Source organism: Mesorhizobium sp. B2-8-3, assembly GCF_006440815.1.
Classification (GTDB): domain Bacteria; phylum Pseudomonadota; class Alphaproteobacteria; order Rhizobiales; family Rhizobiaceae; genus Mesorhizobium.
The window spans coordinates 82,120-103,790 of sequence record NZ_VFTW01000006.1 but is presented as its reverse complement, the minus strand read 5'-3'; the positions used below and the strand labels follow the sequence as shown (position 1 = coordinate 103,790).

Below are 21,671 nucleotides of genomic sequence, written 5' to 3'. Positions count from 1 at the left end.
TTGAAGTTCACAGCATTGGTTAGGTCGTTGTCAACCGAATTGATGCAGGTCGAACACGATGCTGAACGGTCAGAACTTCGTTGCAGGCGAATGGCGCGACGGCGCCGACTGGGTCGAGGACGTCAATCCCTCCGACGTGACCGACATCGTCGGGCGCTTTGCCCAGGCGCGGCCTTCCGACGTCCACGACGCCGTGGCGGCGGCGCAAGGCGCGCAACGGGAATGGGCCGCGGCCGGGCTCGAAGCGAGAGCCGCCGTTCTGGACGCCATCGGTCGCGAATTGATGGCGCGCTCGAAGGAGCTCGGCGAACTGCTTTCGCGCGAGGAGGGCAAGACCCTTCCCGAGGGCGTCGGCGAGGTCTATCGCGCCGGCCAGTTCTTCACCTATTTCGCGGCTGAAGCCTTGCGCAATCTCGGCTCCTCGGCCGATTCCGTCAGGGCCGGCGTCGACGTGCTGACCGAGCGCGAACCGCTCGGCGTCGTCGCGATCGTATCGCCCTGGAATTTCCCCATCGCCACCGCGTCCTGGAAGATCGCGCCGGCGCTCGCCTTCGGCAATGCCGTGGTCTGGAAACCGGCCAGCGTCACGCCGGCCAGCGCCTGGGCGCTGACCGAGATCATCAGCCGGCAGGCGATCCCGAAAGGCCTGTTCAATCTTGTGATGGGTTCGGGGTCGACGATCGGCCGCGAGCTTGCCGCCAATGCCGACATACAAGGGTTGAGCTTCACCGGCTCCGGCGCCGTCGGTTCCGGCATCGCGGCATTGGCCGCTGCGCGGTTCGTGAAGCTGCAGCTCGAAATGGGGTCGAAGAACCCGTTCGTGATCATGGACGATGCCGACCTCGACCGTGCCGTCGACCTTGCCGTGAGCGGCGCCTTCGGCGGCACCGGGCAGAAATGCACGGCGGCGTCCCGCCTGATCGTCCATCGGCCGATCCACGACGCCTTCGTCGACAAGCTGCTGGTGAAAACCAAAGCCCTCAAGGTCGGCCATGCGCTTGCGGCCGGCGTCCAGATGGGGCCGGTCGTCAGTGCCGAGCAGCTCTCGGCCAATCTCGATTATGTGACGCTTGGCATAAACGAAGGAGCGGAGCTTGCGACCGGCGGCGAAGCGCTCGACCTGGCGCATCGGGGCCACTACATGGCGCCTGCCGTCTTCCTCAACGGTCGCTCGCGCATGCGCATCAACCAGGAGGAGATGTTCGCGCCGATAACCTGCGTCATTGCCGCCGACGATCTCGACGAGGCGATCCTGCTGGCCAACGACACGCCTTACGGGCTGACGGCCGGCATCGCCACGCGCTCGCTGGCGCGCGCGACGAAATTTCGCCACGCCTCGCGCTCGGGCTGCGTCATGGTCAACCTGGCCACCGCCGGCACCGACTATCACGTGCCGTTCGGCGGCGTTCGCGCCTCCAGCTACGGCCCGCGCGAGCAGGGCCGCGCCGCGGTCGAGTTCTACACGCAGGTCAAGACGTCCTACATCCACGCGGGCGTGGCCGAATGACCAGCGACGCGCCGCGAGTGCTGATCGACGGGCTGCAATACTGCAACTGGTCGCGCGAAATTTTCGAGGAGATGCGCCGGGGCGGGCTGACCGCGGTTCATGCCACGGTCGGCTATCACGAAGGTTTTCGCGAGACAGTGCGCCATCTCGTCGATTGGCGCACTTGGCTTCGCGACAATGAGGACCTGATCCTTCTGGCGCGCGATGCCGGCGACATCGAGCGGGCGCGGGCCACGAACCGGACGGCGATCCTGCTTGGCCTGCAGAACCCGATGCCGATCGAGGACGACATCGGCTTGATCGAGATGCTTTTCGATCTCGGCATCCGCTTCATGCAGCTCACCTACAACAACCAGTCGCTGCTCGGCTGCGGCTGGATGGAGAAGGAGGACAGCGGTGTGACGCGGATGGGGCGCGAGGCCATCGCCGAGATGAACCGGCTCGGCATGATCATCGATCTGTCGCATGGGGGCGAGCGGACCGCGCTGGAAACGATCGCGCTCTCGGAGCGGCCGGTGGTCATCAGCCACGCCAATCCGCGCTGGCTGCGCGACAGCAACCGCAATGTCTCCAGGGCCGTATTGCAGGCATTGCGCGCAAAGGAGGGGCTGCTCGGCCTTTCGCTCTATCCGCTGCACCTCCCGAACGGCTCGGACACCACGCTGGAGCAGTTCGGAAAGATGGCTGCCGAAGCGGCCGGGATCATGGGGGCGGATCATCTCGGCATCGGCTCGGATCTCTGCCAGGACCAGCCCGACAGCGTCGTGCGCTGGATGCGCGAGGGCCGCTGGACCCGCGAGATCCAGGCGACCGCGAGCTTTCCGGGTCAGCCATCCTGGTTCAGATCGAACCTCGATTTTGCGAAGCTGTCGGAAGGTCTTCTCCCGGCCGGATTCGGTGAGGCCGAAACCGCGCTGGTTCTCGGCGGCGCCTGGCACCGCTTCCTCGAGGCCAGCCTGCCTTCCGCTCGGGATTCGCAGGCAACGAGCAGATAGGCGCGCGCCTCGGCAGGCGTAAGTCGTCTTCGGGTCAAGCTCGACCGTTCAGGGCAATCGGTTTTGCTCTACCCCGCGGCCGGCCTACCAAAAATCAGCGCCAAAAACTCGCTCAGCCAGCGCTTGAGGTGCATGTCCCAGATCAGCCTGCCGCCGAGATGGTCGCGGCCGGGCTGCGCGCCGGGCAGCTCGAAGCGATGGGCGCCGCGCACCACCCAGCGCTGCATCATCACCCGGGTCAGCTCGCCATGGAACTGGATGCCCCAGGCATTCTCGCCATAGCGGAAAGCCTGGTTGGGATAGGTCTCCGCTGTCGCCAGCAGCGTCGCTTCCCTGGGCAGCGAAAAGCCCTCGCGGTGGAACTGGTAGACCATCTCCGGCCAGTGCAGCAGTTTCTTGCCGGCGTCGGTCGCCTTCAGCGGATACCAGCCGATCTCGACCAGGCCCTCGCCATGGCCTTCGACCTTGCCGCCGAGATGGTTGGCGAGCATCTGCGCGCCGAGGCAGATGCCGAGGAACGGCCGGTTCTCCTTCAGCGGGATTTCCAGCCAATCGGTCTCGCGGCGGACGAACTCGTCCTCGTCATTGGCGCTCATCGGCCCGCCGAACACCACGGCCCCGGCATGGTCATCCAGTGTGCAGGGCAGCCCGTCGCCGAGCGGCGGCCTGCGGATGTCGAGGTCGAAGCCTTCTTCCAGGAGCATGTGGCCGACGCGGCCGGGGCTCGAATTCTCCTGATGCAGCACGATCAGGATTTTTGGTCTCGGCCTCGGTCTTGATGGCATGGAAGGCGAAGGGTCCTGTTATTCGTCGCTCGACTTGCCCCGCGCGCCGGGCGCCTCGGCCGCCGCTTTTTGGCGCGCCTCGATGCGGTCATGGCGCTCGACGCCGATCAGCTCGGCGACCCGCCAGACCGTGTTGTCCTCGAGCTCGTGCAGCTCGCCGTCGGCATAGACGATTTCCCACATCAGGCCGATGAAGGCCTTGCGCGCCTCGGCGTCGAGATCGCGCTTGAGCACGCTGGTGAAGGCGTAGAGGTCGATCGCCTCATTGTCGGCGCGCTCGCCGGCCGCGGCCAGCGCGTCGAGCTCCTCGCCGCTCACCGAATAGGTCTCGGCCAGGATCTCCTTGAACCGCTCCCATTCGACGTCCTGGCGCACGCCGTCGGCGTTCATCACATGGTAGAGCAGCGCCGAGGCCGCGACGCGCGGATCGTCGGCGCTCGGCCTGGCATGGCCGGCAGCCGGCAAATCTCTCAAGAAGGACAACACACGCTCGAACATCGACACCTTTTCCCTGCCCGCCAAAACCCGACCTCAGAACAAACGAAACCGGCGCGGCGATTTTTCCGCTTCTTCTTCCGGCGCGACACCCGGATCGTCCGGCAAAGGCGGTAACTCCGAACCCCGTCCGGTGGTTTCAGCTTCGCTGACGGCTTCCGCAACGGCCGCGTCCCTCTCGCCGCCATTCGCCGGCACCGGCTTCTCGGCGGGCGCGTCGGCAACAATATCGATCGCCTTTTCAGCGGGTGCGGCGGGCTGCGCGGCGGTGATCGCCGGCACCGCAACGTCCGTCTCGCTGTCGATCAGCTGGCCAAGCCGTTCCATCGGCGCGCGCCAGGTGAAGGCGTCGAGCTTGCCGGTGACCGGCGACACCGGCGCCCAGCGCTCGGAGATGACGCCGTCCGCCACCCAGGCCGGATCGCGCGGGGCGCGCACAGCCTTCGACAGCAGCTGCCGCACCTTGCCCTGGTCGCCGGTCTCGGCTTCCTCGATATCGGCGAGCAGCAGATAGGCGCCCTCGCGGCGATCCATGCGGATCGCGGCCTCCGCCTCGCGCCGCGCGGTGGCGAAATCCTGCGCGTCGAGCGCCGCCCGCGCCACGGTCATGGACGACTCGGCGTGATTCTTCTTCAATTCCTGCAGTTTCTTCGCCCGGTTGAGGCGGTCGAGCACGGCATCGCCCGGCCTGGCATGGGTGTAGAGCTCGGCGATATCCGGATGCGGCTCAGCCTTCCACGCGGCCTCCAGTATCTTGGAGCCCTTGCGCACGTCGTTTTGCCGGATAACCAGATCGGCGGCGATCACTGCCGCCGGCGCGAAATCCGGCGCCAGCTTGTTGGCTTCGAGCGCCGCGGTGCGGGCCGCGTTCGGGTCGCTGTCGACCAGCGCCTGCGCCTTGGCGGTGAGCAGCACGGCGCGGCGGTGGTTGGCCGCGTCGCGCTCGATCTGCCTTGTCGATTTCTGCGCCTCGACCAGCTTCAGCGCGCCGTCCCAGTCGCCGCGTTCGGTCAGCTCCTCGAGCGTCGATTCCGCCGCCCAGGCAAGCTGCGGCGCAACCGCCGCCGCACGGCCAGCATAGTGGCGCGCGGCATTGCGGTCGCCGAGGCGCTCGGCCTCGAGATAGAGCCCGCGCAGGCCGAGCAGCCGCATCTCGGGATCGTCGAGCATGCGCTCGAACTTTTCCCGCGCGCCTTTATGGTCGCCTTCGAGCAGCGAGGCCTGGGCGTCGAGCAGATTGATCAGCGGCTCCTGATCCGAGTTGATCAGCTTCACCGCCTCCTTGGTCTTCTTGCGCGCCAGCGCGCCGTCGCCGGCGCCGGCGGCGATCATGCCCGTCGACAGCGCCTGGTAGCCGCGGTCGCGGCGGCGCACCCGGAAATAGCGCGAGATCGTGTAGGGGCTGTTCCACAGCGACTTGATCAGCCACCAGACGATCATCACCGCGGCGACCACGGCGACGATCGCCACCGCCGCCACCATCAGCGTGATCTGGTACTGGTAGCCGTTGAAGGTAACGATCATGTCGCCCGGGCGGTCGGCCAGCCAAGCGAAGCCCAGTCCCAGCGCGAAGACGACGGCGAGGAAGACGAGGAGGCGGATCATCTTGTCGTCCTCACGTCTTCGTCGCGCCGGCAATCAGCGCTTCGAGCTGCTTTTCGACGTCCAGCCGCGCCTTCAGTTTGCCGGCAAAATCGGCGCCGGCCGCCTTTGCCGCGTCGGGCAGTGTATCGTATTCGCCGAGCGCCTTGGCGTAGTCGCCCTGGTTGACCGCCACTTCCATGCGGGCGACGGTTTCCGGCACGCCCTTGCCTTCGATAGTCCCCACCGGCCGTACCTTGACCAGCGATTCCGCGCTCGACACCAGGCTCTGGAAGAAGCCGGCATTCTGGTCGACCGGTGTCGCCGCCTCGACCATGGCATTGGCGGCCGCATCGGCCTCCGAAGCGATCGTGGCGCGGGTCGGCACGCCCTTTTCGGCATAGGAGCGCAGCGCCGCGAGCTCGGGCGCGTCCGGCGCGATCGCCGCGAAGGTGTCGAGCTCGGTCGCGAAGGGCGCGCCGCGATCGAGCGCCGACTTCAGCGCCGAGGCCGCGATCGCCAGCGCGATCTTGGGCTGCGAGGCCTGCGCCTCGACCTTGCCGGAAAGCTGCGACACGGACTGTTCCAGCGCCGTGACCCGGCCGTCCTCGGCCTTGGCCGCGTCGCCGGTCGATTTCACCAGCGCGTCGAGCCCGGCGATCTTCTCGTTGAGCGCCCCGAGATCGACGGGCGCCACGCTGCCGTTCTTCTGCAGGCCGGCGACAGCCGTCTCGATCTGGCCGACCTTGTCGCCGAGCGCCTTGAGCGCGGCGCCGTCGCCGCTCTGTCCGGCCGAGGATTTCAGCGCCGCTACATCGGCCTTGACCTGGTCGAGCGCCGATGAAAGGCCGTCGACCTTGGCCGACGCACCCGTGTCGCCGCTTTCCTTCAGCGCCGCGATCTCGCTCTTCAGCGAAGCGATCTCGCCATTGACGCCATCGAGGGATCCGCCGCCCGAGCCTGGCGCGCCAAGCATGCCGACCGCCTGCAGCAGGCCGGCGCCGGCAAGCGCGATCACGCCGCCGATGACGCCCGCGGCGATGGCGTTGACGCCGGTCTTGCGCGAAGGCTGCGGCACGCGATCCTCGCTCCGTGTCTCGCTTGGCTTCGCTGTGGAGGCGCCGGCGCCGGGCGCGGAGGCGTCCTCAAAATTATACTCGAAGCCCTTGGACTGACTCTTCGGCGCATCGGAACCGCCGGGGTACGGCGCCTCCGGCTCGTCCTTGCCGGCCTCGGGCCTGTCGGCCGCCGCCTGCGCGGCGTCGCTATGCTCCCACGGCTCGATATCGGCCTGCTCGGCATGGATCGGCTCTTCCAGCGCCTCCGGCGCCTCCGGCTGCGAAGCAGCGGCGGCCTCTTGCGCCTTCGCCTCGTCGGTCTGCGCGGCCTCGGCCTTGGCGGCATCCTCGTCGGTGATTCGCGAGACGGCGCCGGGCTCGAGTTCGATGGTCACCGGCTCGCGCCGGGTCTTCGAATGTCGCATCTTCGGCGTCTTGACCATGCTTGGGCTCCGCAAAATGGCTTGAGGATGGATCAATGGGTCCAGAGCGTCAGGATGCTCTAGCACATCACCAAGCGGTGAAAAGGGGGCGGTGTGATGACGCGGCTCAGCAGGGCAGCGACAAAAGCGCCAGCAGCGCATCTTCCTCGGGCTTGGATGCGATGCGGATCGGTTGACGGACGATCCCCTGCAGCGGCTCGGCGACACGCGCCGAAAGCGCTAAAAATTCTGTTTTTCCAAAGAGATGCTGCAGGGCTGGCCGCGTTGCCAGGTCGACCAGCGCGGCACTGGCCTTGGCCGAATAGAGCAGCGCCGCCTCGACCGGATGGCGCGACAGGCGAGCGACCACGTCGGCATCGCCATAGTCGATCCCTGTCGTGTCGTAGGTCTCGATCGCCTGGACATGCACGCTCGCCGCCGCCAGCCGCTGCTCGAATACCGGGAAGCGGACGCGGCCGCACAGATAGACGATTGCCTTGCCGGCAAGGCCGCCGGCGATGGCGTCGGCCAGCGCTTCGGCGTCACCCGGACCTTCCGCGACGGAGAGGAACGCCGCTGCGCGGCAGGCTTCGGCCGTCCTTTTGCCAACCGCGTGGCAAGGCAGGCTCGCAAGCGCCGCGATCAGCGCCCCGGGCGCATGCCGCACCGCATTGGCGCTGGTGACGGCGACCGCGACGCTCTCGGCGCCGATGGTCGCCTCGGCCGGCAATGTCCTCGTCTCGGTCAATGGCAGCAGGATCGGCCGGAATCCCAAGGTTTCGAGGCGTCGTGCCGTGCGCGACGCGCCAGGCTCCGGCCTCGTCACCAGGACGCGGACCATGTCAGGCCCAGCCGTCGAAGAATTTAGCGCCGGCCCTGGCGCGAACCGTCCGCGCGGCGTCGAGGCCGATCTCCGCCGCGTCCGCAGCCTCGCCTTCCAGCCGGACCTCATGCGATTCCGTCCCGTCGGGCGAGATGATCAGTCCGGCGAAGGACAGTTTCTCGCCCAAGACCGTCGCGTGGCCGGCGATCGGCGTGCGGCACGAGCCGTCGAGCGCGGCGAGGAAGGCGCGCTCGCAGGCCAGCGCCTGGCCGGTCGGCACGTGATGGATCGCCGCCAGCATCTTCTCGACGTCGCGGTCGCCGATGCGCGTTTCGATGCCGATCGCGCCTTGCCCCGGCGCCGGCGGGAAAGCCTCCAGCGGCATCAGGTCGGTGACGACATGTTCGAGCCCGAGCCGCTTCAGCCCGGCATAGGCGAGGATGGTGCCCTCGGCGACGCCTTCGTGCAGCTTGCGCAGCCGCGTCTGCACATTGCCGCGGAACATCACCACCTCGAAATCCGGCCGCATGCGGCGAAGCAGCGCCTGGCGGCGAAGCGACGACGATCCGACGATCGCGCCATGCGGCAGGTCGGCGATCCGTTTCACCTTCTTGCCGATGAAGGCGTCGCGGGCGTCCTCGCGCGGCAGGAACGTGGTAAGCTCCAATCCGTCGGGCAGCACCGTCGGCATGTCCTTCGACGAATGCACGGCGATGTCGATGCGGCCGTCGAGCAGCGCTTCCTCGATTTCCTTGGTGAACAAGCCCTTGCCGCCGGCTTCCGACAGCGGCCGGTCTTGGATGCGGTCGCCGCTGGTCGAGATCGGCATCACTTCGAATGCCTGCTCGGGCAGCCCATGCGACTGCATCAGCCGCGCCCGCGTCTCATGCGCCTGGGCGAGCGCCAGCGGGCTGCCGCGTGTTCCGATTTTCAAAGTTTGCATGGCGCGCGGTCCGTGATAACCCCCGAGTGAACTCGAGGTCTGCCGAGATTCAAGGTCAGGCCGAGCCGAAAATGGTGGGTTTCGAGAACCGGAGCGGAGCGTACTTTTGGGTACGTGAGCACCGGAAGCGCAGAAAACCGCCATTGCAGGCCGGCATCACTTGAATATCGACAGACCTTCGGCGACACAATCTTTCTGGACAGCGACCAATTGATCCGCGTTCTGGGCATTGAGACGAGTTGCGACGAGACGGCGGCCAGTGTGGTGGCGCTGGACGGCGGCTCCGCGCCCGAAATCCTGTCCAACATCGTGCTCAGCCAGATCGAGGAGCATGCGGCCTTCGGCGGCGTCGTGCCGGAGATTGCCGCGCGCGCCCATGTCGAGGCGCTGGACGGCATCATCGAGGCAGCACTTGCCGACTCGTCGGTCTCGCTCGACGAGGTCGACGCGATTGCCGCGACGGCGGGGCCGGGTCTGGTCGGTGGGCTGATCGTCGGCTTGATGACCGCCAAGGCGATCGCCGCCGCCGCCAACAAGCCGCTGATCGCCATCAACCACCTCGAAGGCCATGCGCTGACGGCGCGGCTGACCGACGGTCTCGACTTCCCCTATCTGCTGCTGCTCGTCTCCGGCGGCCACACCCAGATCGTCGCGGTGCGCGGCGTCGGCGATTACCAGCGCTGGGCGACGACCATCGACGATGCGCTCGGCGAAGCCTTCGACAAGACGGCCAAGATGCTCGGCCTGCCCTATCCCGGCGGGCCGAATGTCGAGAAGGCCGCGACCAGCGGCGATGCGGGCCGCTTCGCCTTCCCACGCCCGATGAAGGGCTCGGCGCAGCCGGATTTCTCCTTCTCGGGACTGAAGACGGCGGTGCGCCAGGCGGCAACCGCCATCGCGCCGCTGGGCGACCAGGATGTCGCCGATATCTGCGCCTCTTTCCAGGCGGCGGTGGCCGACGCATTGGGCGACCGCGTCGCGCGCGCGCTTGTCCGCTTCCGCCAGGAATTCCCCGGCCAGGCGAAGCCGGCGCTGGTCGTCGCCGGCGGCGTCGCCGCCAACCGCACCATCAAGGCAACGCTTGAAGCGCTTTGTTCGCAAGCCGGCTTCGCCTTCGTCGCGCCGCCGCAAAAGCTCTGCACCGACAATGCGGCGATGATCGCCTGGGCCGGCATCGAGCGGCTGCGCGCCGGCATCGCCGACGAAAACACCGCCGATTTCGTGCCGCGTTCGCGCTGGCCGCTCGACAGCGTTTCCATGCCCCTGGTCGGCTCGGGCCGACGCGGGGCCAAGGCATGACAGCGAAGAGAACGAGCGGCAAGCAATCAGGCAGCTGGCGCGTTGCGGTGCTGGGCGGCGGCGCCTGGGGCACGGCGCTGGCGCTGGCCATGCTGCGCGCCGGCCATGACGTCCGGCTCTATGCGCGCGACGCCGAAACCGTCGCTGCCGTCGCCCGCGGCGAGAACCCGCGGTACCTGCCCGGCATCCGGATCGCGCCGGGCATCGCCGCTACCAGCGATATGGCCGCGGCGCTCGACGGCGCCGACTGCGTGCTCGCCGTGACGCCGGCGCAGTCGCTGCGCGCGGTTCTGGCCGATGCACGCAACCATGTGCCTCAGGGAGCGCCGCTGGTGCTTTGCGCCAAGGGCATCGAGCGCGACACCGGCGCGCTGCTATCGGCGATCGTCGCTGAAAGCCTGCCGGGCAATCCGGTCGCGGCACTGTCCGGTCCGAGTTTCGCCAGCGATGTCGCGCGCGGCCTGCCGACGGCAGTCGTGGTTGCCGCTCGCGAAGGCGATCTTGCAGCGGAGCTCGCCGCGCGCTTCTCGGCGGAGAACCTGCGCTGCTATTCGAGCGACGACCTGATCGGCGTCGAGATCGGCGGCGCGCTGAAGAATGTCTTTGCCATTGCCGCCGGCGCCGTCACCGGCGCCGGGCTTGGGGCCAGCGCCCAGGCCGCGATGGTGACGCGCGGCTTCGTCGAATTGCGCCGCATCGGCGCCGCTTTCGGTGCCAGGCCGGAAACGCTGATGGGGCTTTCCGGCCTGGGCGACCTCTTGCTCACCTGTTCGTCATCGCAGTCGCGCAACTTTGCCTATGGCCTGGCGCTGGGCCAGGGCAAGCCGCTTGCCGGCCTGCCGCTGGCCGAAGGCGTGCCGACGGCCGGCATTGCCGCCCGAATCGCCGCCGAGCGCGGCATCGAGGCCCCGATCATCTCGGCCGTCGCCGCCATCCTCGACGGTAAGATAACCATCGGCCAGGCGGTGACCGCGCTGATGACACGCCCGCTCAAGACCGAAACCGACATCTGAACCATCGGAGTTGAAAAATGCTGTTTGCGTTGATTTGCAAGGACAAGCCCGGCAGCCTGCAGCTGCGCGTCGACACGCGGCCGGCGCATGCGGCTTTCCTGGAAGGCCTGATCAGCGAAGGCAAGCTTGCCTTTGCCGGTCCCTTCCTCGACGCCGACGGCAAGCCGGACGGCAGCCTGGTGATGATCGAGGCACCGGACATGGCTGGCGCCCAAGCCCTGGCCGCCGCCGACCCCTACGCCAAGGCCGGCCTGTTCGAAAGCGTCCACATCCGTCCGTGGAACTGGGTGTTCCAGAAGCCTGCCGGCGCATGATCGTTCGCTGCTCTCGCCGCCGCGCCGGCGAGAGAGTAAGCATAGACGGCAACGCCGAGCATGGCGCGCCGACAATGGCAACGGGACAAGAAATATGAACTACTGGCTGTTCAAGTCCGAACCTTCGGTCTTTTCCTTCGATGCGCTGAAGGCCAAGGGCAAGGCCGGCACGCAGTGGGACGGCGTGCGCAACTACGCCGCCCGCAACAACATGAAGGCGATGCAGATTGGCGATCTCGGCTTCTTCTATCATTCCAATGAGGGGCTCGACATCGTCGGCATCGCCGAAGTCTGCGCGCTGGCCCATCCCGACACCACGACGGACGATCCGCGCTGGGAATGCGTCGACATCCGCGCTTACAAGGACGTGCCGAAGCCGGTGACGCTGGAACAGGTCAAGGCCAATCCCAAGCTCGCCGAGATGGCGCTGGTTCGGCTCGGCCGGCTTTCCGTTCAGCCGGTGACGCCGGCCGAATGGAAAGAGGTCTGCCGCATGGCCGAACTCAACCCGGCGCCGTGACGAAGCTCACACCGAAGAGCGCGAAAAAATTCATCCTCGACAACACGGCGCTGATGGCGCCGCCGCATGTGCCGGAAGTGCTTTTGCACCTCGCCGACGAGGCGCATGATCTGTGGCTGCGCACCGAAGAGGAGCTGGCCGAGATCGGCCTGCCGCCGCCTTTCTGGGCCTTTGCCTGGGCCGGCGGCCAGGGTCTCGCCCGCTATGTGCTCGACCATCCCGGAACCGTGCGCGGCAAACGGGTGCTCGACTTCGCTTCCGGTTCCGGCCTCGTTGCCATCGCGGCGGCGAAAGCCGGCGCGGCAAAGGTGATCGCCGCCGACATCGATCCGTTTTGCGAGACGGCGATCGCGCTCAACCTCGAAGCCAACGCCGTCGAAGCGCAAATCCTCGGTACGAATTGTGTCGGCTCCGACGATGGCTGGGACGTCGTGCTTGCCGGCGACGTCTTCTACGACAAGGCTTTCGCCGACAGCTTGCTGCCCTGGTTCAAATCCCTGAACGCGCGCGGCGCCGAGATCCTCGTCGGCGATCCGGGTCGCGCCTATCTCCCCAGGATCGGGTTGGAATCGCTGGCCGTCTACCAGGTTCCTGTGACGCGCGTGCTGGAGGACGCCGAGGTCAAGCGCACGACTGTCTGGCGCCTTGCTTGACGGAATGGCCGAACAAGCGTTCCATCGCTATCGACTTGGAGGGGAAAGCATGGATTTTTCGGTCGTGAACTGGCTGGCGGTGATCGCCGCCGCTGCCGTGGCATGGTTGTTCGGCGCCGCCTGGTACATGGGCTTGAGCAAGCCCTGGCTGAAGGCGGCCAAGCTCGACCCCGCGACCATGAAACGCTCGGCCGTTCCCTTCATCGTCAGCTTCGTCGCCGAGCTCATCATGGCGCTTGTCCTGACACTGGTGGTGGGCGCGATAACCGGCGGCGAGCCCAACCCGATCGCGGGACTGCTGTTCGGCTTCGTGCTCTGGCTCGGCTTCATCGCCACCACGCTCACCGTCAACCACCGCTACGAGGGCTTCGGCTGGGCCCTGACACTGATCGATGCCGGCCACTGGCTGGGCGTGATGCTGATCATCGGCGCCGTCATCGGCTGGTTCGGCGCACCCGCCGCCCCCGCGGGCTGACCATAATAGTCTATGTCGGCGTCCTCGCCGCTTCCTCGGTAAGCCATTCGCGGAAGGCGGCGATGCGCGCGTCGTCCTTCGCGGCCTCGGGGTAGACCAGGAAATAGGCGAAGTCCGGCGCGACCTTGATGCCGAGCTCGAAAGGGCGCACCAGCCGCCCTTGCGAAAGGTCGTTTGCCACCATGGCGAAATCGGCCAGCGCCACTGCGTTGCCGTCGAGCGCCGCCTGGGTGGCGTCGGTCGACGATCCGAAGACCAGGGTGCGGCTGTCGTCGAAATCGTCGACGCCGGCCGCCTGCATCCACATGCGCCAGTTCGGCCATGTCACGCCCTGCCGCGACCATTCGATATGCGCAAGCGTGTGGTTGAAGAGATCGCGCGGCTCCTTCAGCGGCGGACCCGAGGCAAGGAGTGCCGGGCTGCACACCGGGATGATGATGTTCTCGAACAGCCGATGCGCGCAGAGCCCCGGATATTTGCCGGCGCCGAAGCGGATGCCGACATCGACGTCGTCGAGGTCGAAATCCCGGACATCGTAGGTGATGTCGAAGCGCAGCTCGATGCCCGGCTTTTGCTTGCGGAAGTCGTCGACGCGGCGCATCAGCCATTTCGTCGCGAACTGCGCGTCGAGCGTCACCTTCAGCAGCGCCGTGCCGCGGGTCATCTTGCGGGCGCGGCTGACGGCGCGGTTCAGCAGGTCAAGCGCATCGACCGAGGCCTCCAGCAGCACATTGCCTGCCTCCGTCAGCCGGATGGTGCGGCTGGTGCGCGTGAACAGCACCAGCCCGAGCTGATCCTCGATTTCCTTGATCTGGTGGCTGACCGCTGCTGGCGTCAGGCCGAGCTCGTCGGCCGCGCGGGTGAAGTTGAGATGCCTGGCTGCCGCTTCGAACGTCCGCAGCGCACGCGTTCCCGGCAGCAGCTTGGACATGCGATCTCCAAATAAAACTTGACGATCGGAAAAGAACTACTCGTTTCCCGTTTGTTTTTCAATCCAGCATCATGGCTTCATCGAAACACTATCAAACCGGATTTGATATCCGGAGAACACGGATAGAGCCATGTCTGAGATCGCCCTGAAGTCCTGCACCTCCCTGGAACGCCCCTCCGGCCTCACCCTTTGGCTGCGTTCGGCACGCGATTGGCTGCGCCAGGCCCGGGTCGCCGCCCGACTGCCGCACGAGTCGGTCGAAGACCTCTCCAGCAGCCAGTTGCGCGACATCGGCGCCGGGCGCCGGGATGTGGCAAAGGCGATGGACCGGGAGCTTCGCGAGATCGGCCTGCTCGGCACGGGCTGGCAGAAACCGGGAAAGAGGCAGTAGGGATTAGGCAGTAGGCAATAGAAAGAGAGCCCTACTGCCTACTGCCTACTGCCTACTGCCTACTGCCTACTGCCTATCTAACTACCCGCACCACCGTCCTGTCCGACAGCAACGGAAGCAGCCTTGCCATGGTCCGCGCCGTCACAGCCACGCAGCCTTGCGTCGGCGTGAAGCCGGGCCGGGCCAGATGGAAGAAGATCGCGCTGCCGCGGCCGCGTCGGCGTGGCGCGATGTTCCAGTCGAGCACCAGGCAGACATCGTAGAGCCGGTCGCCGCGCCGCATCCGCTCATGGCTCGCGCCATAAGGGATCTTCACCGGCCGGTTGTAATTGCGGTCGTCCGGAACCTCGCACCAGCCGAGATCCGGACCGATCGGCGCCATCGGCAGCCTCGTCCTGCGCCCGCCCGCGAAATGATCGCCGCGAAAATAGCCTGACAGGATGCGCATCGACGCCAACGGCGTCGCGCCGTCCCCTTCATGCTTGTTGGCGGTGATGCCGCCGCGCCCCAAAGCGCAGGGAAACAATGTTTTGCCGGCCTGCAGGAACCCCTGCGCCGGATTGCCGGGCCGTGCCCGCACGACCAAAACACGCAAGGCTTTCGGCAAAAATGCGGCCGCCTCATTGCGCGCGCGTTTTTTCTTGTATGATTGTCTCACGGAACAAATCACTGTGATCGGCTGTTGCGCCGGTGAGCTTCCGCATAAATGGGGGGAGGTCAACTGAATATTCATTTTAAAACAACGGATTGATCCATGACATCACGCACCATCCTGATCGTCGATGACGACGACGACCTGCGCGCCACCCTGGTCGAGCAACTGGCGCTCTACGAAGAATTCGACGTCCAGCAGGAATCGACCGCCGCAAAAGGCGTTGCCGCGGCGCGCGGCGGCGTCGTCGACCTGCTCATCATGGATGTCGGCCTGCCCGACATGGATGGCCGCGAGGCGGTGAAAATCCTGCGCAAGGGCGGCTACAAGGCGCCGATCATCATGCTGACCGGCCATGACACCGATTCCGACACGATTCTGGGTCTCGAGGCCGGCGCCAACGATTATGTGACCAAGCCTTTCCGCTTCGCCGTGCTGTTAGCCCGCATCCGCGCCCAGCTTCGCCAGCATGAGCAGAGCGAGGACGCGACTTTCTCCGTCGGCCCCTATACGTTCAAGCCCAGCCAGAAGCTGCTGATCGATCCGCGCGGCGCCAAGGTGCGGCTGACCGAGAAGGAAGCCTCGATCATCAAGTATCTCTACCGCGCCGACCAGAAGGTGGTGACGCGCGATGTGCTGTTGGAAGAGGTCTGGGGCTACAATTCCGGCGTCACCACGCACACGCTGGAGACCCATGTCTACCGGTTGCGCCAGAAGATCGAGCGCGATCCTTCCAATGCCGAAATTCTTGTGACAGAAAGCGGCGGCTACAAGCTGGTTCCTTAAACATTCATGATCTAGAGCAATTCCAGGAAAAGTGTGAGGCGGTTTTCCGTCCGGAATTGAGCCGAAACAGACGGAATGAGCGGTCGGGGCGGGACCGCTTCGGGTGCGATCCTGGTGCTGGAGGGTGATGGATCGGCTCGTTGCACGCATCGCACGATGCACGGTGGAGCGTTTCTCGCGCGCCCAGGAGGGCGCGCCGCTCCAAAGGAGGGACTGGACTGACCGCTCGGGGACACAGCTAGGATGGCGCTGGATGACGACATCCAAATCCTGTCCAGCGTGAAGCTTTTCCAGGGCTTCACGCAGGAACAGCTGCGCCTGCTCGCCTTCGGCGCCGAGACCACTGTGCTCCAGGCCGATCATAAGCTCTACCGCGAGGACGACGTCGCTGACTCTGCCTACATTGTAGTCAGCGGCTTGATCGCACTCTATCGGGAGCTGGGCGGTGAACGCGTCCCGATCGGTACGGCAGGCCCGGGCACCATGCTGAGCGAACTGGCGCTGATCGCCGACACCAACCGGCTGACCAGCGCCTCCGCTGCGGTCGATTCGGAAGTGATCCGGCTGAGCCGCAAGATGTTCCGCCGCATCCTGGAGGAGTATCCGGACCTCGCCGTGCAACTGCACGCGCGCATCCTGGAAGAATTTCAGCAGATGATCGCCCGCATCGAGGAATTGGGTCCGCGGTTTACGGGGTAGCGGTAGGCGTCGGCCAGAGAGCGCCTTCGTCATTCTAGGGTCTGCGCGCGTCGCTTCGCTCCTTGCTCCGCCCTAGAATGACGACCGCAAAGGCAGGCGCCCCTCCCGCCGTCCCACGCTAATCCAGGTCGAACCGTGCAATAACCGGCACATGATCGGACGGCTTCTCCCAGCCGCGCGCCGCTTGCAGGATCTCGTAGCCGGTGAAGCTCGGCACCAGATTGGCTGACGACCACACGTGATCGAGCCTGCGCCCCCTGTTGGAGGCTTCCCAGTCCTTCGCGCGGTAGCTCCACCAGGTGTAGAGTTTCTGCTCGGCGGGCACGTTGAGCCGCATCAGGTCGACCCAGCCACCGGCCTCGCGCATCGCCTCGAAATTTGTCGTCTCGACCGGCGTATGGCTGACGACGTTGAGCAATTGCTTGTGCGACCAGACGTCGTGCTCCTGCGGCGCGATGTTCAGGTCGCCGACCAGGATCGACGCGGATAGCTCGTCCTGGCTCGCCGGCATGCCGTTCATCTCATGGACGAAATCGAGCTTGTGCCGGAATTTGCGGTTGATCTCCGGGTCCGGCTCGTCGCCGCCGGCCGGCACGTAGAAATTGTGCACCAGCACCGACTTGCCGCCCGCCTGCACCCTGACCGACAGATGCCGGCTGTCGTCGATCTCGCAGAACCGCCGCTTCTCGACCAGCTCGATCGGACGGCGGGCGACGGTGGCGACGCCGTGATAGCCTTTCTGGCCGTGGAACAGGATGTGCTCGTAGCCCGCCTTGCGGAAGGCTTTTTCCGGGAACAGCTCGTCGGGAACCTTGGTCTCCTGCAGGCACAGCACGTCGGGCGCGTGCTCCTTCAGGAGCCGCTCGACGATCGGCATGCGCAGGCGCACGGAGTTGATGTTCCAGGTGGCGATGGTGAAGGGCATGCGGCGGAATCCAGGACGGCGAAAGTCGCCGCACTAGTGCCAGCCAAGCGCGACAAAAACAAGCTAAGCGACAACGGCCAAGGTCAGCGCTGCCCCTCTTTGCTCTGCCGGGCATCTCTCCTCGTAAACGGGGAGAAAGAGCTTATCTGGTTTTCGTATTCAGCTCGCGGTTCGCGGTATAGTCGATGGCAAACGTGTCCGGCGGGAAGCTGACGCCTTCCTTGGTGTTGAAGATCATCACCGTGGTGTCCTTGCCTTGAGCATCGGTGATCGTCCACTGGCGCAGATCATAGGTCTTCGGGTCGAACATCATGGTGATCATCGCATTGCCGAAGACCGACTTGTCGGAAAGCTTGATGGTGGTCAGGTCGTCCTCTTCCTTGATGGCCTTGACGCGCCCGCCGGAGAGATCGATCCGGTCGTCGAGCAGCAGCTTCAGCGGCGTCTTCGACAGCGGATAGAGGTCGGAGGTGTTGAGCTTCTTGTTGAGGATCACCACCGACTTGCCGTCGGAGATGACGCGGAAGTTCGAGGATCCGTCATAGTTGAAGCGGATCTTGCCCGGGCGTTCGAGGAAGAACTTGCCGCCGGTCTGCTCGCCTTTCGGGCCGAACTGGACGAACTCGCCGCTCATCGACTTCACCGAGGAGAAATGGTCGGCGATCTTCTGCGCCGCCGGCGGCACGGCGGCCTGCGCCGCGGCCACGAGCTGGTAGCCCGGCACGAGGTTGAGAGCGGCGGCTCCGCCAAGCATCAGGCCGAGGCCGAGGACCTGGCGGCGGGTGATGGCGAATTCTGTCTGGGTCTTCATGCCGGTCGCTTCCTGTGATTCGTGTTGCCGCAGTTTCTGGACTCCCACTAGGGCTTAAGTTTGGCGGGTGCGCGACAGATCCGCCGGATATGCGCGGGCGACAGCCCATCGCACAAACGCGCAAGGTGATTTCAAGTTGCTTGCCGACCCGTTTCGGCGTCTCGCCGGGCCAGGGTTTGTCGAGATTCAGGTCAGGCCGAGACGAAAATGGTGACTTCCGAGAACCGGCCTACGCCGACCGTAGCCTTCATAGAGCGGAGACACTTATGAGAGCTTCGGCCGGCGAAGGCCGGAGCGGAGCGTATTTTCGTACATGAGCACCGGAAGCGCAGGAAGCCGCCATTTGGAGGCCGGCCTCACCTGAATATCGACAAACCCTAGAACTTGTCCTCTTCGGTTGGCACCAGTATTTCGCGTTTGCCGGCATGGTTGGCCGCGCCGACAATGCCTTCCTTCTCCATCTTCTCGATGATCGAGGCGGCGCGGTTGTAGCCGATGCCGAGCCTGCGCTGGATGTAGCTGGTCGAGGCCTTGCCGTCGCGCAGCACCACCGCCACGGCCTGGTCGTAAGGATCGTCGGAATCCTCGAAATTGCCGCCGCCACCGCCGCCGGAGCCGCCCTTGCCCGACGGACCGTCCTCGTCGTCTTCCTCGTCATCCTCGGTGATGGCGTCGAGATACTCCGGCACGCCCTGCAGCTTCAGATGCCCGACGACCTTCTCGACCTCGTCGTCCGACACGAACGGGCCGTGCACGCGCTGGATGCGGCCGCCGCCGGCCATGTAGAGCATGTCGCCCATGCCGAGCAGCTGCTCGGCGCCCTGCTCGCCAAGGATGGTGCGGCTGTCGATCTTCGACGTCACCTGGAAGGAGATGCGGGTCGGGAAATTGGCCTTGATGGTGCCGGTGATGACGTCGACCGACGGGCGCTGCGTTGCCATGATGACATGGATGCCGGCGGCGCGCGCCATCTGCGCCAGGCGCTGCACCGCGCCTTCGATGTCTTTGCCGGCCACCATCATCAGGTCGGCCATCTCGTCGATGATGACCACGATGTAAGGCATCGGCTCGAGATCGAGATCCTCGGTCTCGTAGATCGCCTCGCCGGTCTGGCGGTCGAAGCCGGTCTGCACCGTGCGCGAGATCTTCTCGCCCTTCTTCTCGGCCTGTTGGACGCGCGCGTTGAAGCCGTCGATGTTGCGCACGCCGACCTTGGACATCTTGCGATAGCGGTCCTCCATCTCGCGCACCGTCCATTTCAGCGCGACGACAGCCTTCTTGGGATCGGTGACGACCGGCGTAAGCAGATGCGGGATGCCGTCATAGACCGAGAGTTCGAGCATCTTCGGGTCGATCATGATCAGCCGGCATTCCTGCGGCGTCAGCCTGTAGAGCAGCGACAGGATCATAGTGTTGATGGCGACCGACTTGCCGGAGCCGGTGGTGCCGGCGACCAGCACGTGCGGCATCTTGGCGATGTCGACGATGACCGCCTCGCCATTGATGGTCTTGCCCAGCGCCAGCGCGAGCTTCGCCTTGGTCGTCTCGAAATCGCGGCTGGCCATGATCTCTCTGAGATAGACCGTCTCGCGCTTGGCGTTGGGCAGCTCGATGCCGATGGCGTTGCGGCCGGGCACGACGGCGACGCGGCAGGCGATCGCGCTCATCGAGCGGGCGATATCGTCGGAAAGGCCGATGACGCGCGAGGACTTGATGCCGGGCGCCGGCTCCAGCTCGTAGAGCGTGACGACGGGACCGGGGCGGACATGGATGATCTCGCCCTTGACGCCGAAATCCTCCAGCACGCCTTCGAGCAGGCGCGCGTTCTGCTCCAGCGCGTCCTTCGACAGGCTTGGATCCTTGGCGACGTTCTTCGGCTCGGACAGGAAATGCAGCGACGGCATCTCGAACGTATCGGAACCGATCAGCGAGGTCTGCGCCTCGCGCTGGACGCGCGCGCCCGGCACGGGGCGCGCCGCCGGCGCCGCGACGCGGGTGGCGGCATCGGAGCGGAAATTCTGCACCTTGGCGCCTGCGCCGCGCCGCTGCGCGGGCGCTTCGTCGTCGAAATCGTCGAGGTAGACGTCTTCGTCCTGTTCGTCGTCGAAGATATCCTGGTCGGCCGGATCGACTGAAACGCTTCGGTCATTGACCATGGCGGCGAAGAATTCCGGCTCGACGCGGGCGCGGCCGCCGGGGCTCATGCGGGCTTCGGCGAACTCGGCCGATTCGACACGCTCGGCGGCGCGCCGCCAGGCGCTGGCCTTCGGTTCCATCGGCGGTTCGAATTCGTCGCGCTCCCGCCTGCGGCGCTCGGCGCGGCGATGCAGGAAGGCCCTGAACGACAGCCACCAATGGGTAATGGCGCCGAGCGCGAGGATGCCTTCGTCGCCCTCGTCCTCATCCTCGTCGAACAGCATCTCGTCCTGCTCGCGCGGATCGGGGCGAGCGGCGCGCTCCATGACGGCAAAGCCGTTCTTGCGCGCGATCAGCGCCGAGCCATAGGCGAACAGCCACAACATCGGCGCTGCGAGGATGACCGCTATGATGCTGGCGAACAGGCCTTTCGGATAACCGCCGACCGCGATGCCCGGGATTTTCAGCACCATGTCGCCGAACACGCCGCCGAGGCCGGTGGGCAGCGGCCAGGTGTTTGGCGGCGTCACGCAGCCGGCGATGGCCGCGGCAGTGAGCGCAAAGCCGAACCACGCGAAGCCGCGCTTCGGCAATTTGTCGACCCCGCGCGCGGAACACAGAAGGAAGCCCCAGATCACCGCCGGCACCAGCCCGGCGACGGCGGCAAGGCCGAAGAACTGCATGGCGAGGTCGGCGAACACAGCGCCGGCATAGCCCATGGCGTTGGTGACGACATTGCTGGTGGCGTGCGAGAAGCTCGGATCGGCGACGTTCCATGTGGCCAAGGCCGCGATGCCGAAGGCGGTGAACAGGAACAGCCCGGCGCCGACCAGCCGCCCGACCTGACGCCGCGCGAATGCCTGGATGCCGTGCCCCGTATCGGTCAGCGCGAGCGGTGCTGAGGCGCCTGAACGCATGCTCTTCCCCGTGATCGTTGCCTGGCCGGGCGCATGGCGCATTCCGGCAGATTCGAACGCCAGACTATCGGGGGGAAGGTTAAGGCCGCATTAACCATGGCCCTTTACCGGGCCTCGGCTCGAACAAAGATGGCAGGCCTCGCGGCCCGCCACCTCCCTGTCTTCAAACGCCGAGAAGATCAGGCCCTTCCGGAACCTGACCTCGCGCAATCACTTGTGACCGGCATACATGTTGAGGTTGGCGCAGAATTCGGCGTGAGGCTTGCTCATCGCCGCGTCCTGGCACTCCTTCATCATCATGTCCTGCTTGTCCTTCGACGTCGAAGCCCAGGCCGCCTTGAAGTCGGCCTCCGGCTTCATGGTCTTCATGCTGGAATCGGTGAAGAACGGGGCCATGTTGTCCGGCTCGTCGAGAGCCCCGGCAAGTGCAACGCCGCTGACCATCGAAAGAGCCATTGCTCCCAGGAAGATATTCTTGAAGTTCATCGGTTGGTTCCTTCCCTCTTGTTTGGCGGACGCCTGGATGACGCTCGCTATCCC

Annotated in this window: 23 protein-coding genes; 11 read left to right on the top strand and 12 right to left on the bottom strand. The window is 65.8% G+C overall.

Annotated elements, in window-relative coordinates; genetic code table 11:
- Nucleotides 1-58: 58 nt before the first annotated feature.
- On the top strand, nucleotides 59-1,507 hold the full coding sequence (locus FJ418_RS12165; protein WP_140865712.1) for an aldehyde dehydrogenase family protein: 1,449 nt from the start codon (nucleotides 59-61) through the stop codon (nucleotides 1,505-1,507).
- Complete coding sequence (locus FJ418_RS12160; RefSeq protein WP_140865710.1) at nucleotides 1,504-2,502, top strand: membrane dipeptidase; 999 nt, start codon at nucleotides 1,504-1,506, stop codon at nucleotides 2,500-2,502. The genes FJ418_RS12165 and FJ418_RS12160 overlap by 4 nt, the downstream gene beginning before the upstream one ends.
- A gap of 68 nt (nucleotides 2,503-2,570) precedes the next feature.
- Here the strand turns inward: FJ418_RS12160 and FJ418_RS12155 are convergent, their stop codons facing one another.
- The 6 genes from FJ418_RS12155 to hemC form a co-directional block, all read right to left on the bottom strand.
- Nucleotides 2,571-3,287: a glutamine amidotransferase gene (locus FJ418_RS12155; RefSeq protein WP_140865708.1), complete on the bottom strand. Its 717-nt coding sequence runs from the start codon at nucleotides 3,285-3,287 to the stop codon at nucleotides 2,571-2,573.
- Between the two features lie 18 nt (nucleotides 3,288-3,305).
- A complete protein-coding gene (locus FJ418_RS12150) occupies nucleotides 3,306-3,785 on the bottom strand; it encodes a TerB family tellurite resistance protein (RefSeq protein WP_140857881.1) in 480 nt (159 codons plus the stop codon).
- Nucleotides 3,786-3,818: 33 nt separating this feature from the next.
- Entirely contained in the window at nucleotides 3,819-5,387 is a 1,569-nt protein-coding gene (locus tag FJ418_RS12145; RefSeq protein ID WP_140865706.1) for a heme biosynthesis protein HemY, read from the bottom strand.
- Between the two features lie 10 nt (nucleotides 5,388-5,397).
- The gene (locus FJ418_RS12140; protein ID WP_140865704.1) at nucleotides 5,398-6,864 is read right to left on the bottom strand and encodes a COG4223 family protein; all 1,467 of its coding nucleotides are present in this window, start codon (nucleotides 6,862-6,864) and stop codon (nucleotides 5,398-5,400) included.
- A 106-nt stretch (nucleotides 6,865-6,970) separates the two neighbouring features.
- A complete protein-coding gene (locus FJ418_RS12135) occupies nucleotides 6,971-7,684 on the bottom strand; it encodes a uroporphyrinogen-III synthase (RefSeq protein WP_140865702.1) in 714 nt (237 codons plus the stop codon).
- Nucleotide 7,685: 1 nt separating this feature from the next.
- On the bottom strand, nucleotides 7,686-8,609 hold the full coding sequence (gene hemC / locus FJ418_RS12130; protein ID WP_140865700.1) for a hydroxymethylbilane synthase: 924 nt from the start codon (nucleotides 8,607-8,609) through the stop codon (nucleotides 7,686-7,688).
- 213 nt (nucleotides 8,610-8,822) lie between these two features.
- On the opposite strand from hemC, the gene tsaD reads away from it, so the two are divergent.
- The 6 genes from tsaD to FJ418_RS12100 all read left to right on the top strand — a co-directional run bounded on the left by tsaD (nucleotide 8,823) and on the right by FJ418_RS12100 (nucleotide 12,883).
- The gene (gene tsaD / locus FJ418_RS12125; protein WP_181166922.1) at nucleotides 8,823-9,908 is read left to right on the top strand and encodes a tRNA (adenosine(37)-N6)-threonylcarbamoyltransferase complex transferase subunit TsaD; all 1,086 of its coding nucleotides are present in this window, start codon (nucleotides 8,823-8,825) and stop codon (nucleotides 9,906-9,908) included.
- On the top strand, nucleotides 9,905-10,921 hold the full coding sequence (locus FJ418_RS12120) for an NAD(P)H-dependent glycerol-3-phosphate dehydrogenase (RefSeq protein WP_140865696.1): 1,017 nt from the start codon (nucleotides 9,905-9,907) through the stop codon (nucleotides 10,919-10,921). The genes tsaD and FJ418_RS12120 overlap by 4 nt, the downstream gene beginning before the upstream one ends.
- A gap of 17 nt (nucleotides 10,922-10,938) precedes the next feature.
- The gene (locus tag FJ418_RS12115; protein ID WP_140865694.1) at nucleotides 10,939-11,235 is read left to right on the top strand and encodes a YciI-like protein; all 297 of its coding nucleotides are present in this window, start codon (nucleotides 10,939-10,941) and stop codon (nucleotides 11,233-11,235) included.
- Nucleotides 11,236-11,329: 94 nt separating this feature from the next.
- Nucleotides 11,330-11,755: an EVE domain-containing protein gene (locus tag FJ418_RS12110; RefSeq protein WP_140646068.1), complete on the top strand. Its 426-nt coding sequence runs from the start codon at nucleotides 11,330-11,332 to the stop codon at nucleotides 11,753-11,755.
- Nucleotides 11,710-12,408: a methyltransferase gene (locus FJ418_RS12105; protein ID WP_181166910.1), complete on the top strand. Its 699-nt coding sequence runs from the start codon at nucleotides 11,710-11,712 to the stop codon at nucleotides 12,406-12,408. Before FJ418_RS12110 ends, FJ418_RS12105 begins: the two co-directional genes overlap by 46 nt.
- A gap of 49 nt (nucleotides 12,409-12,457) precedes the next feature.
- On the top strand, nucleotides 12,458-12,883 hold the full coding sequence (locus FJ418_RS12100) for a DUF1761 domain-containing protein (RefSeq protein WP_140865691.1): 426 nt from the start codon (nucleotides 12,458-12,460) through the stop codon (nucleotides 12,881-12,883).
- Nucleotides 12,884-12,893: 10 nt separating this feature from the next.
- Here the strand turns inward: FJ418_RS12100 and gcvA are convergent, their stop codons facing one another.
- Nucleotides 12,894-13,814, bottom strand: a complete 921-nt coding sequence (gene gcvA / locus FJ418_RS12095; protein ID WP_140865689.1) for a transcriptional regulator GcvA — start codon at nucleotides 13,812-13,814, stop codon at nucleotides 12,894-12,896.
- Nucleotides 13,815-13,944: 130 nt separating this feature from the next.
- On the opposite strand from gcvA, the gene FJ418_RS12090 reads away from it, so the two are divergent.
- Nucleotides 13,945-14,205: a hypothetical protein gene (locus tag FJ418_RS12090; RefSeq protein WP_140646064.1), complete on the top strand. Its 261-nt coding sequence runs from the start codon at nucleotides 13,945-13,947 to the stop codon at nucleotides 14,203-14,205.
- A gap of 73 nt (nucleotides 14,206-14,278) precedes the next feature.
- On the opposite strand, the gene FJ418_RS12085 is transcribed toward FJ418_RS12090, so the two are convergent.
- Complete coding sequence (locus FJ418_RS12085; protein ID WP_140865687.1) at nucleotides 14,279-14,875, bottom strand: L,D-transpeptidase; 597 nt, start codon at nucleotides 14,873-14,875, stop codon at nucleotides 14,279-14,281.
- Nucleotides 14,876-14,959: 84 nt separating this feature from the next.
- On the opposite strand from FJ418_RS12085, the gene FJ418_RS12080 reads away from it, so the two are divergent.
- Both FJ418_RS12080 and FJ418_RS12075 read left to right on the top strand, forming a co-directional pair.
- Nucleotides 14,960-15,643 (top strand): response regulator transcription factor, encoded by a 684-nt coding sequence (locus tag FJ418_RS12080; RefSeq protein WP_040991447.1) that lies wholly within the window; start codon nucleotides 14,960-14,962, stop codon nucleotides 15,641-15,643.
- Nucleotides 15,644-15,886: 243 nt separating this feature from the next.
- Nucleotides 15,887-16,342, top strand: a complete 456-nt coding sequence (locus FJ418_RS12075) for a cyclic nucleotide-binding domain-containing protein (RefSeq protein WP_140658663.1) — start codon at nucleotides 15,887-15,889, stop codon at nucleotides 16,340-16,342.
- 118 nt (nucleotides 16,343-16,460) lie between these two features.
- Here the strand turns inward: FJ418_RS12075 and xth are convergent, their stop codons facing one another.
- The 4 genes from xth to FJ418_RS12055 form a co-directional block, all read right to left on the bottom strand.
- Entirely contained in the window at nucleotides 16,461-17,267 is an 807-nt protein-coding gene (gene xth / locus FJ418_RS12070) for an exodeoxyribonuclease III (protein WP_140707126.1), read from the bottom strand.
- A gap of 142 nt (nucleotides 17,268-17,409) precedes the next feature.
- Nucleotides 17,410-18,078 carry an outer membrane lipoprotein carrier protein LolA gene (locus tag FJ418_RS12065; protein WP_140646060.1) on the bottom strand — a complete coding sequence of 223 codons (669 nt, stop codon included), beginning with the start codon at nucleotides 18,076-18,078 and terminating at the stop codon, nucleotides 17,410-17,412.
- Between the two features lie 377 nt (nucleotides 18,079-18,455).
- Nucleotides 18,456-21,131 carry a DNA translocase FtsK gene (locus FJ418_RS12060; RefSeq protein WP_140865685.1) on the bottom strand — a complete coding sequence of 892 codons (2,676 nt, stop codon included), beginning with the start codon at nucleotides 21,129-21,131 and terminating at the stop codon, nucleotides 18,456-18,458.
- 210 nt (nucleotides 21,132-21,341) lie between these two features.
- On the bottom strand, nucleotides 21,342-21,617 hold the full coding sequence (locus FJ418_RS12055) for a hypothetical protein (RefSeq protein ID WP_140865683.1): 276 nt from the start codon (nucleotides 21,615-21,617) through the stop codon (nucleotides 21,342-21,344).
- Nucleotides 21,618-21,671 lie beyond the last annotated feature (54 nt).

Excerpts from the sequence above, each read along its gene's own strand:
- FJ418_RS12165 (WP_140865712.1), top strand. The coding sequence starts at position 59 with ATGCTGAACGGTCAGAACTTCGTTGCAGGCGAATGGCGCGACGGCGCC.
- FJ418_RS12160 (WP_140865710.1), top strand. The coding sequence starts at position 1,504 with ATGACCAGCGACGCGCCGCGAGTGCTGATCGACGGGCTGCAATACTGC.
- FJ418_RS12155 (WP_140865708.1), bottom strand. The coding sequence starts at position 3,287 with ATGCCATCAAGACCGAGGCCGAGACCAAAAATCCTGATCGTGCTGCAT.
- FJ418_RS12150 (WP_140857881.1), bottom strand. The coding sequence starts at position 3,785 with ATGTTCGAGCGTGTGTTGTCCTTCTTGAGAGATTTGCCGGCTGCCGGC.
- FJ418_RS12145 (WP_140865706.1), bottom strand. The coding sequence starts at position 5,387 with ATGATCCGCCTCCTCGTCTTCCTCGCCGTCGTCTTCGCGCTGGGACTG.
- FJ418_RS12140 (WP_140865704.1), bottom strand. The coding sequence starts at position 6,864 with ATGGTCAAGACGCCGAAGATGCGACATTCGAAGACCCGGCGCGAGCCG.
- FJ418_RS12135 (WP_140865702.1), bottom strand. The coding sequence starts at position 7,684 with ATGGTCCGCGTCCTGGTGACGAGGCCGGAGCCTGGCGCGTCGCGCACG.
- hemC (WP_140865700.1), bottom strand. The coding sequence starts at position 8,609 with ATGCAAACTTTGAAAATCGGAACACGCGGCAGCCCGCTGGCGCTCGCC.
- FJ418_RS12120 (WP_140865696.1), top strand. The coding sequence starts at position 9,905 with ATGACAGCGAAGAGAACGAGCGGCAAGCAATCAGGCAGCTGGCGCGTT.
- FJ418_RS12115 (WP_140865694.1), top strand. The coding sequence starts at position 10,939 with ATGCTGTTTGCGTTGATTTGCAAGGACAAGCCCGGCAGCCTGCAGCTG.
- FJ418_RS12110 (WP_140646068.1), top strand. The coding sequence starts at position 11,330 with ATGAACTACTGGCTGTTCAAGTCCGAACCTTCGGTCTTTTCCTTCGAT.
- FJ418_RS12105 (WP_181166910.1), top strand. The coding sequence starts at position 11,710 with ATGGAAAGAGGTCTGCCGCATGGCCGAACTCAACCCGGCGCCGTGACG.
- FJ418_RS12100 (WP_140865691.1), top strand. The coding sequence starts at position 12,458 with ATGGATTTTTCGGTCGTGAACTGGCTGGCGGTGATCGCCGCCGCTGCC.
- gcvA (WP_140865689.1), bottom strand. The coding sequence starts at position 13,814 with ATGTCCAAGCTGCTGCCGGGAACGCGTGCGCTGCGGACGTTCGAAGCG.
- FJ418_RS12090 (WP_140646064.1), top strand. The coding sequence starts at position 13,945 with ATGTCTGAGATCGCCCTGAAGTCCTGCACCTCCCTGGAACGCCCCTCC.
- FJ418_RS12080 (WP_040991447.1), top strand. The coding sequence starts at position 14,960 with ATGACATCACGCACCATCCTGATCGTCGATGACGACGACGACCTGCGC.
- FJ418_RS12075 (WP_140658663.1), top strand. The coding sequence starts at position 15,887 with ATGGCGCTGGATGACGACATCCAAATCCTGTCCAGCGTGAAGCTTTTC.
- xth (WP_140707126.1), bottom strand. The coding sequence starts at position 17,267 with ATGCCCTTCACCATCGCCACCTGGAACATCAACTCCGTGCGCCTGCGC.
- FJ418_RS12065 (WP_140646060.1), bottom strand. The coding sequence starts at position 18,078 with ATGAAGACCCAGACAGAATTCGCCATCACCCGCCGCCAGGTCCTCGGC.
- FJ418_RS12060 (WP_140865685.1), bottom strand. The coding sequence starts at position 21,131 with ATGCGTTCAGGCGCCTCAGCACCGCTCGCGCTGACCGATACGGGGCAC.
- FJ418_RS12055 (WP_140865683.1), bottom strand. The coding sequence starts at position 21,617 with ATGAACTTCAAGAATATCTTCCTGGGAGCAATGGCTCTTTCGATGGTC.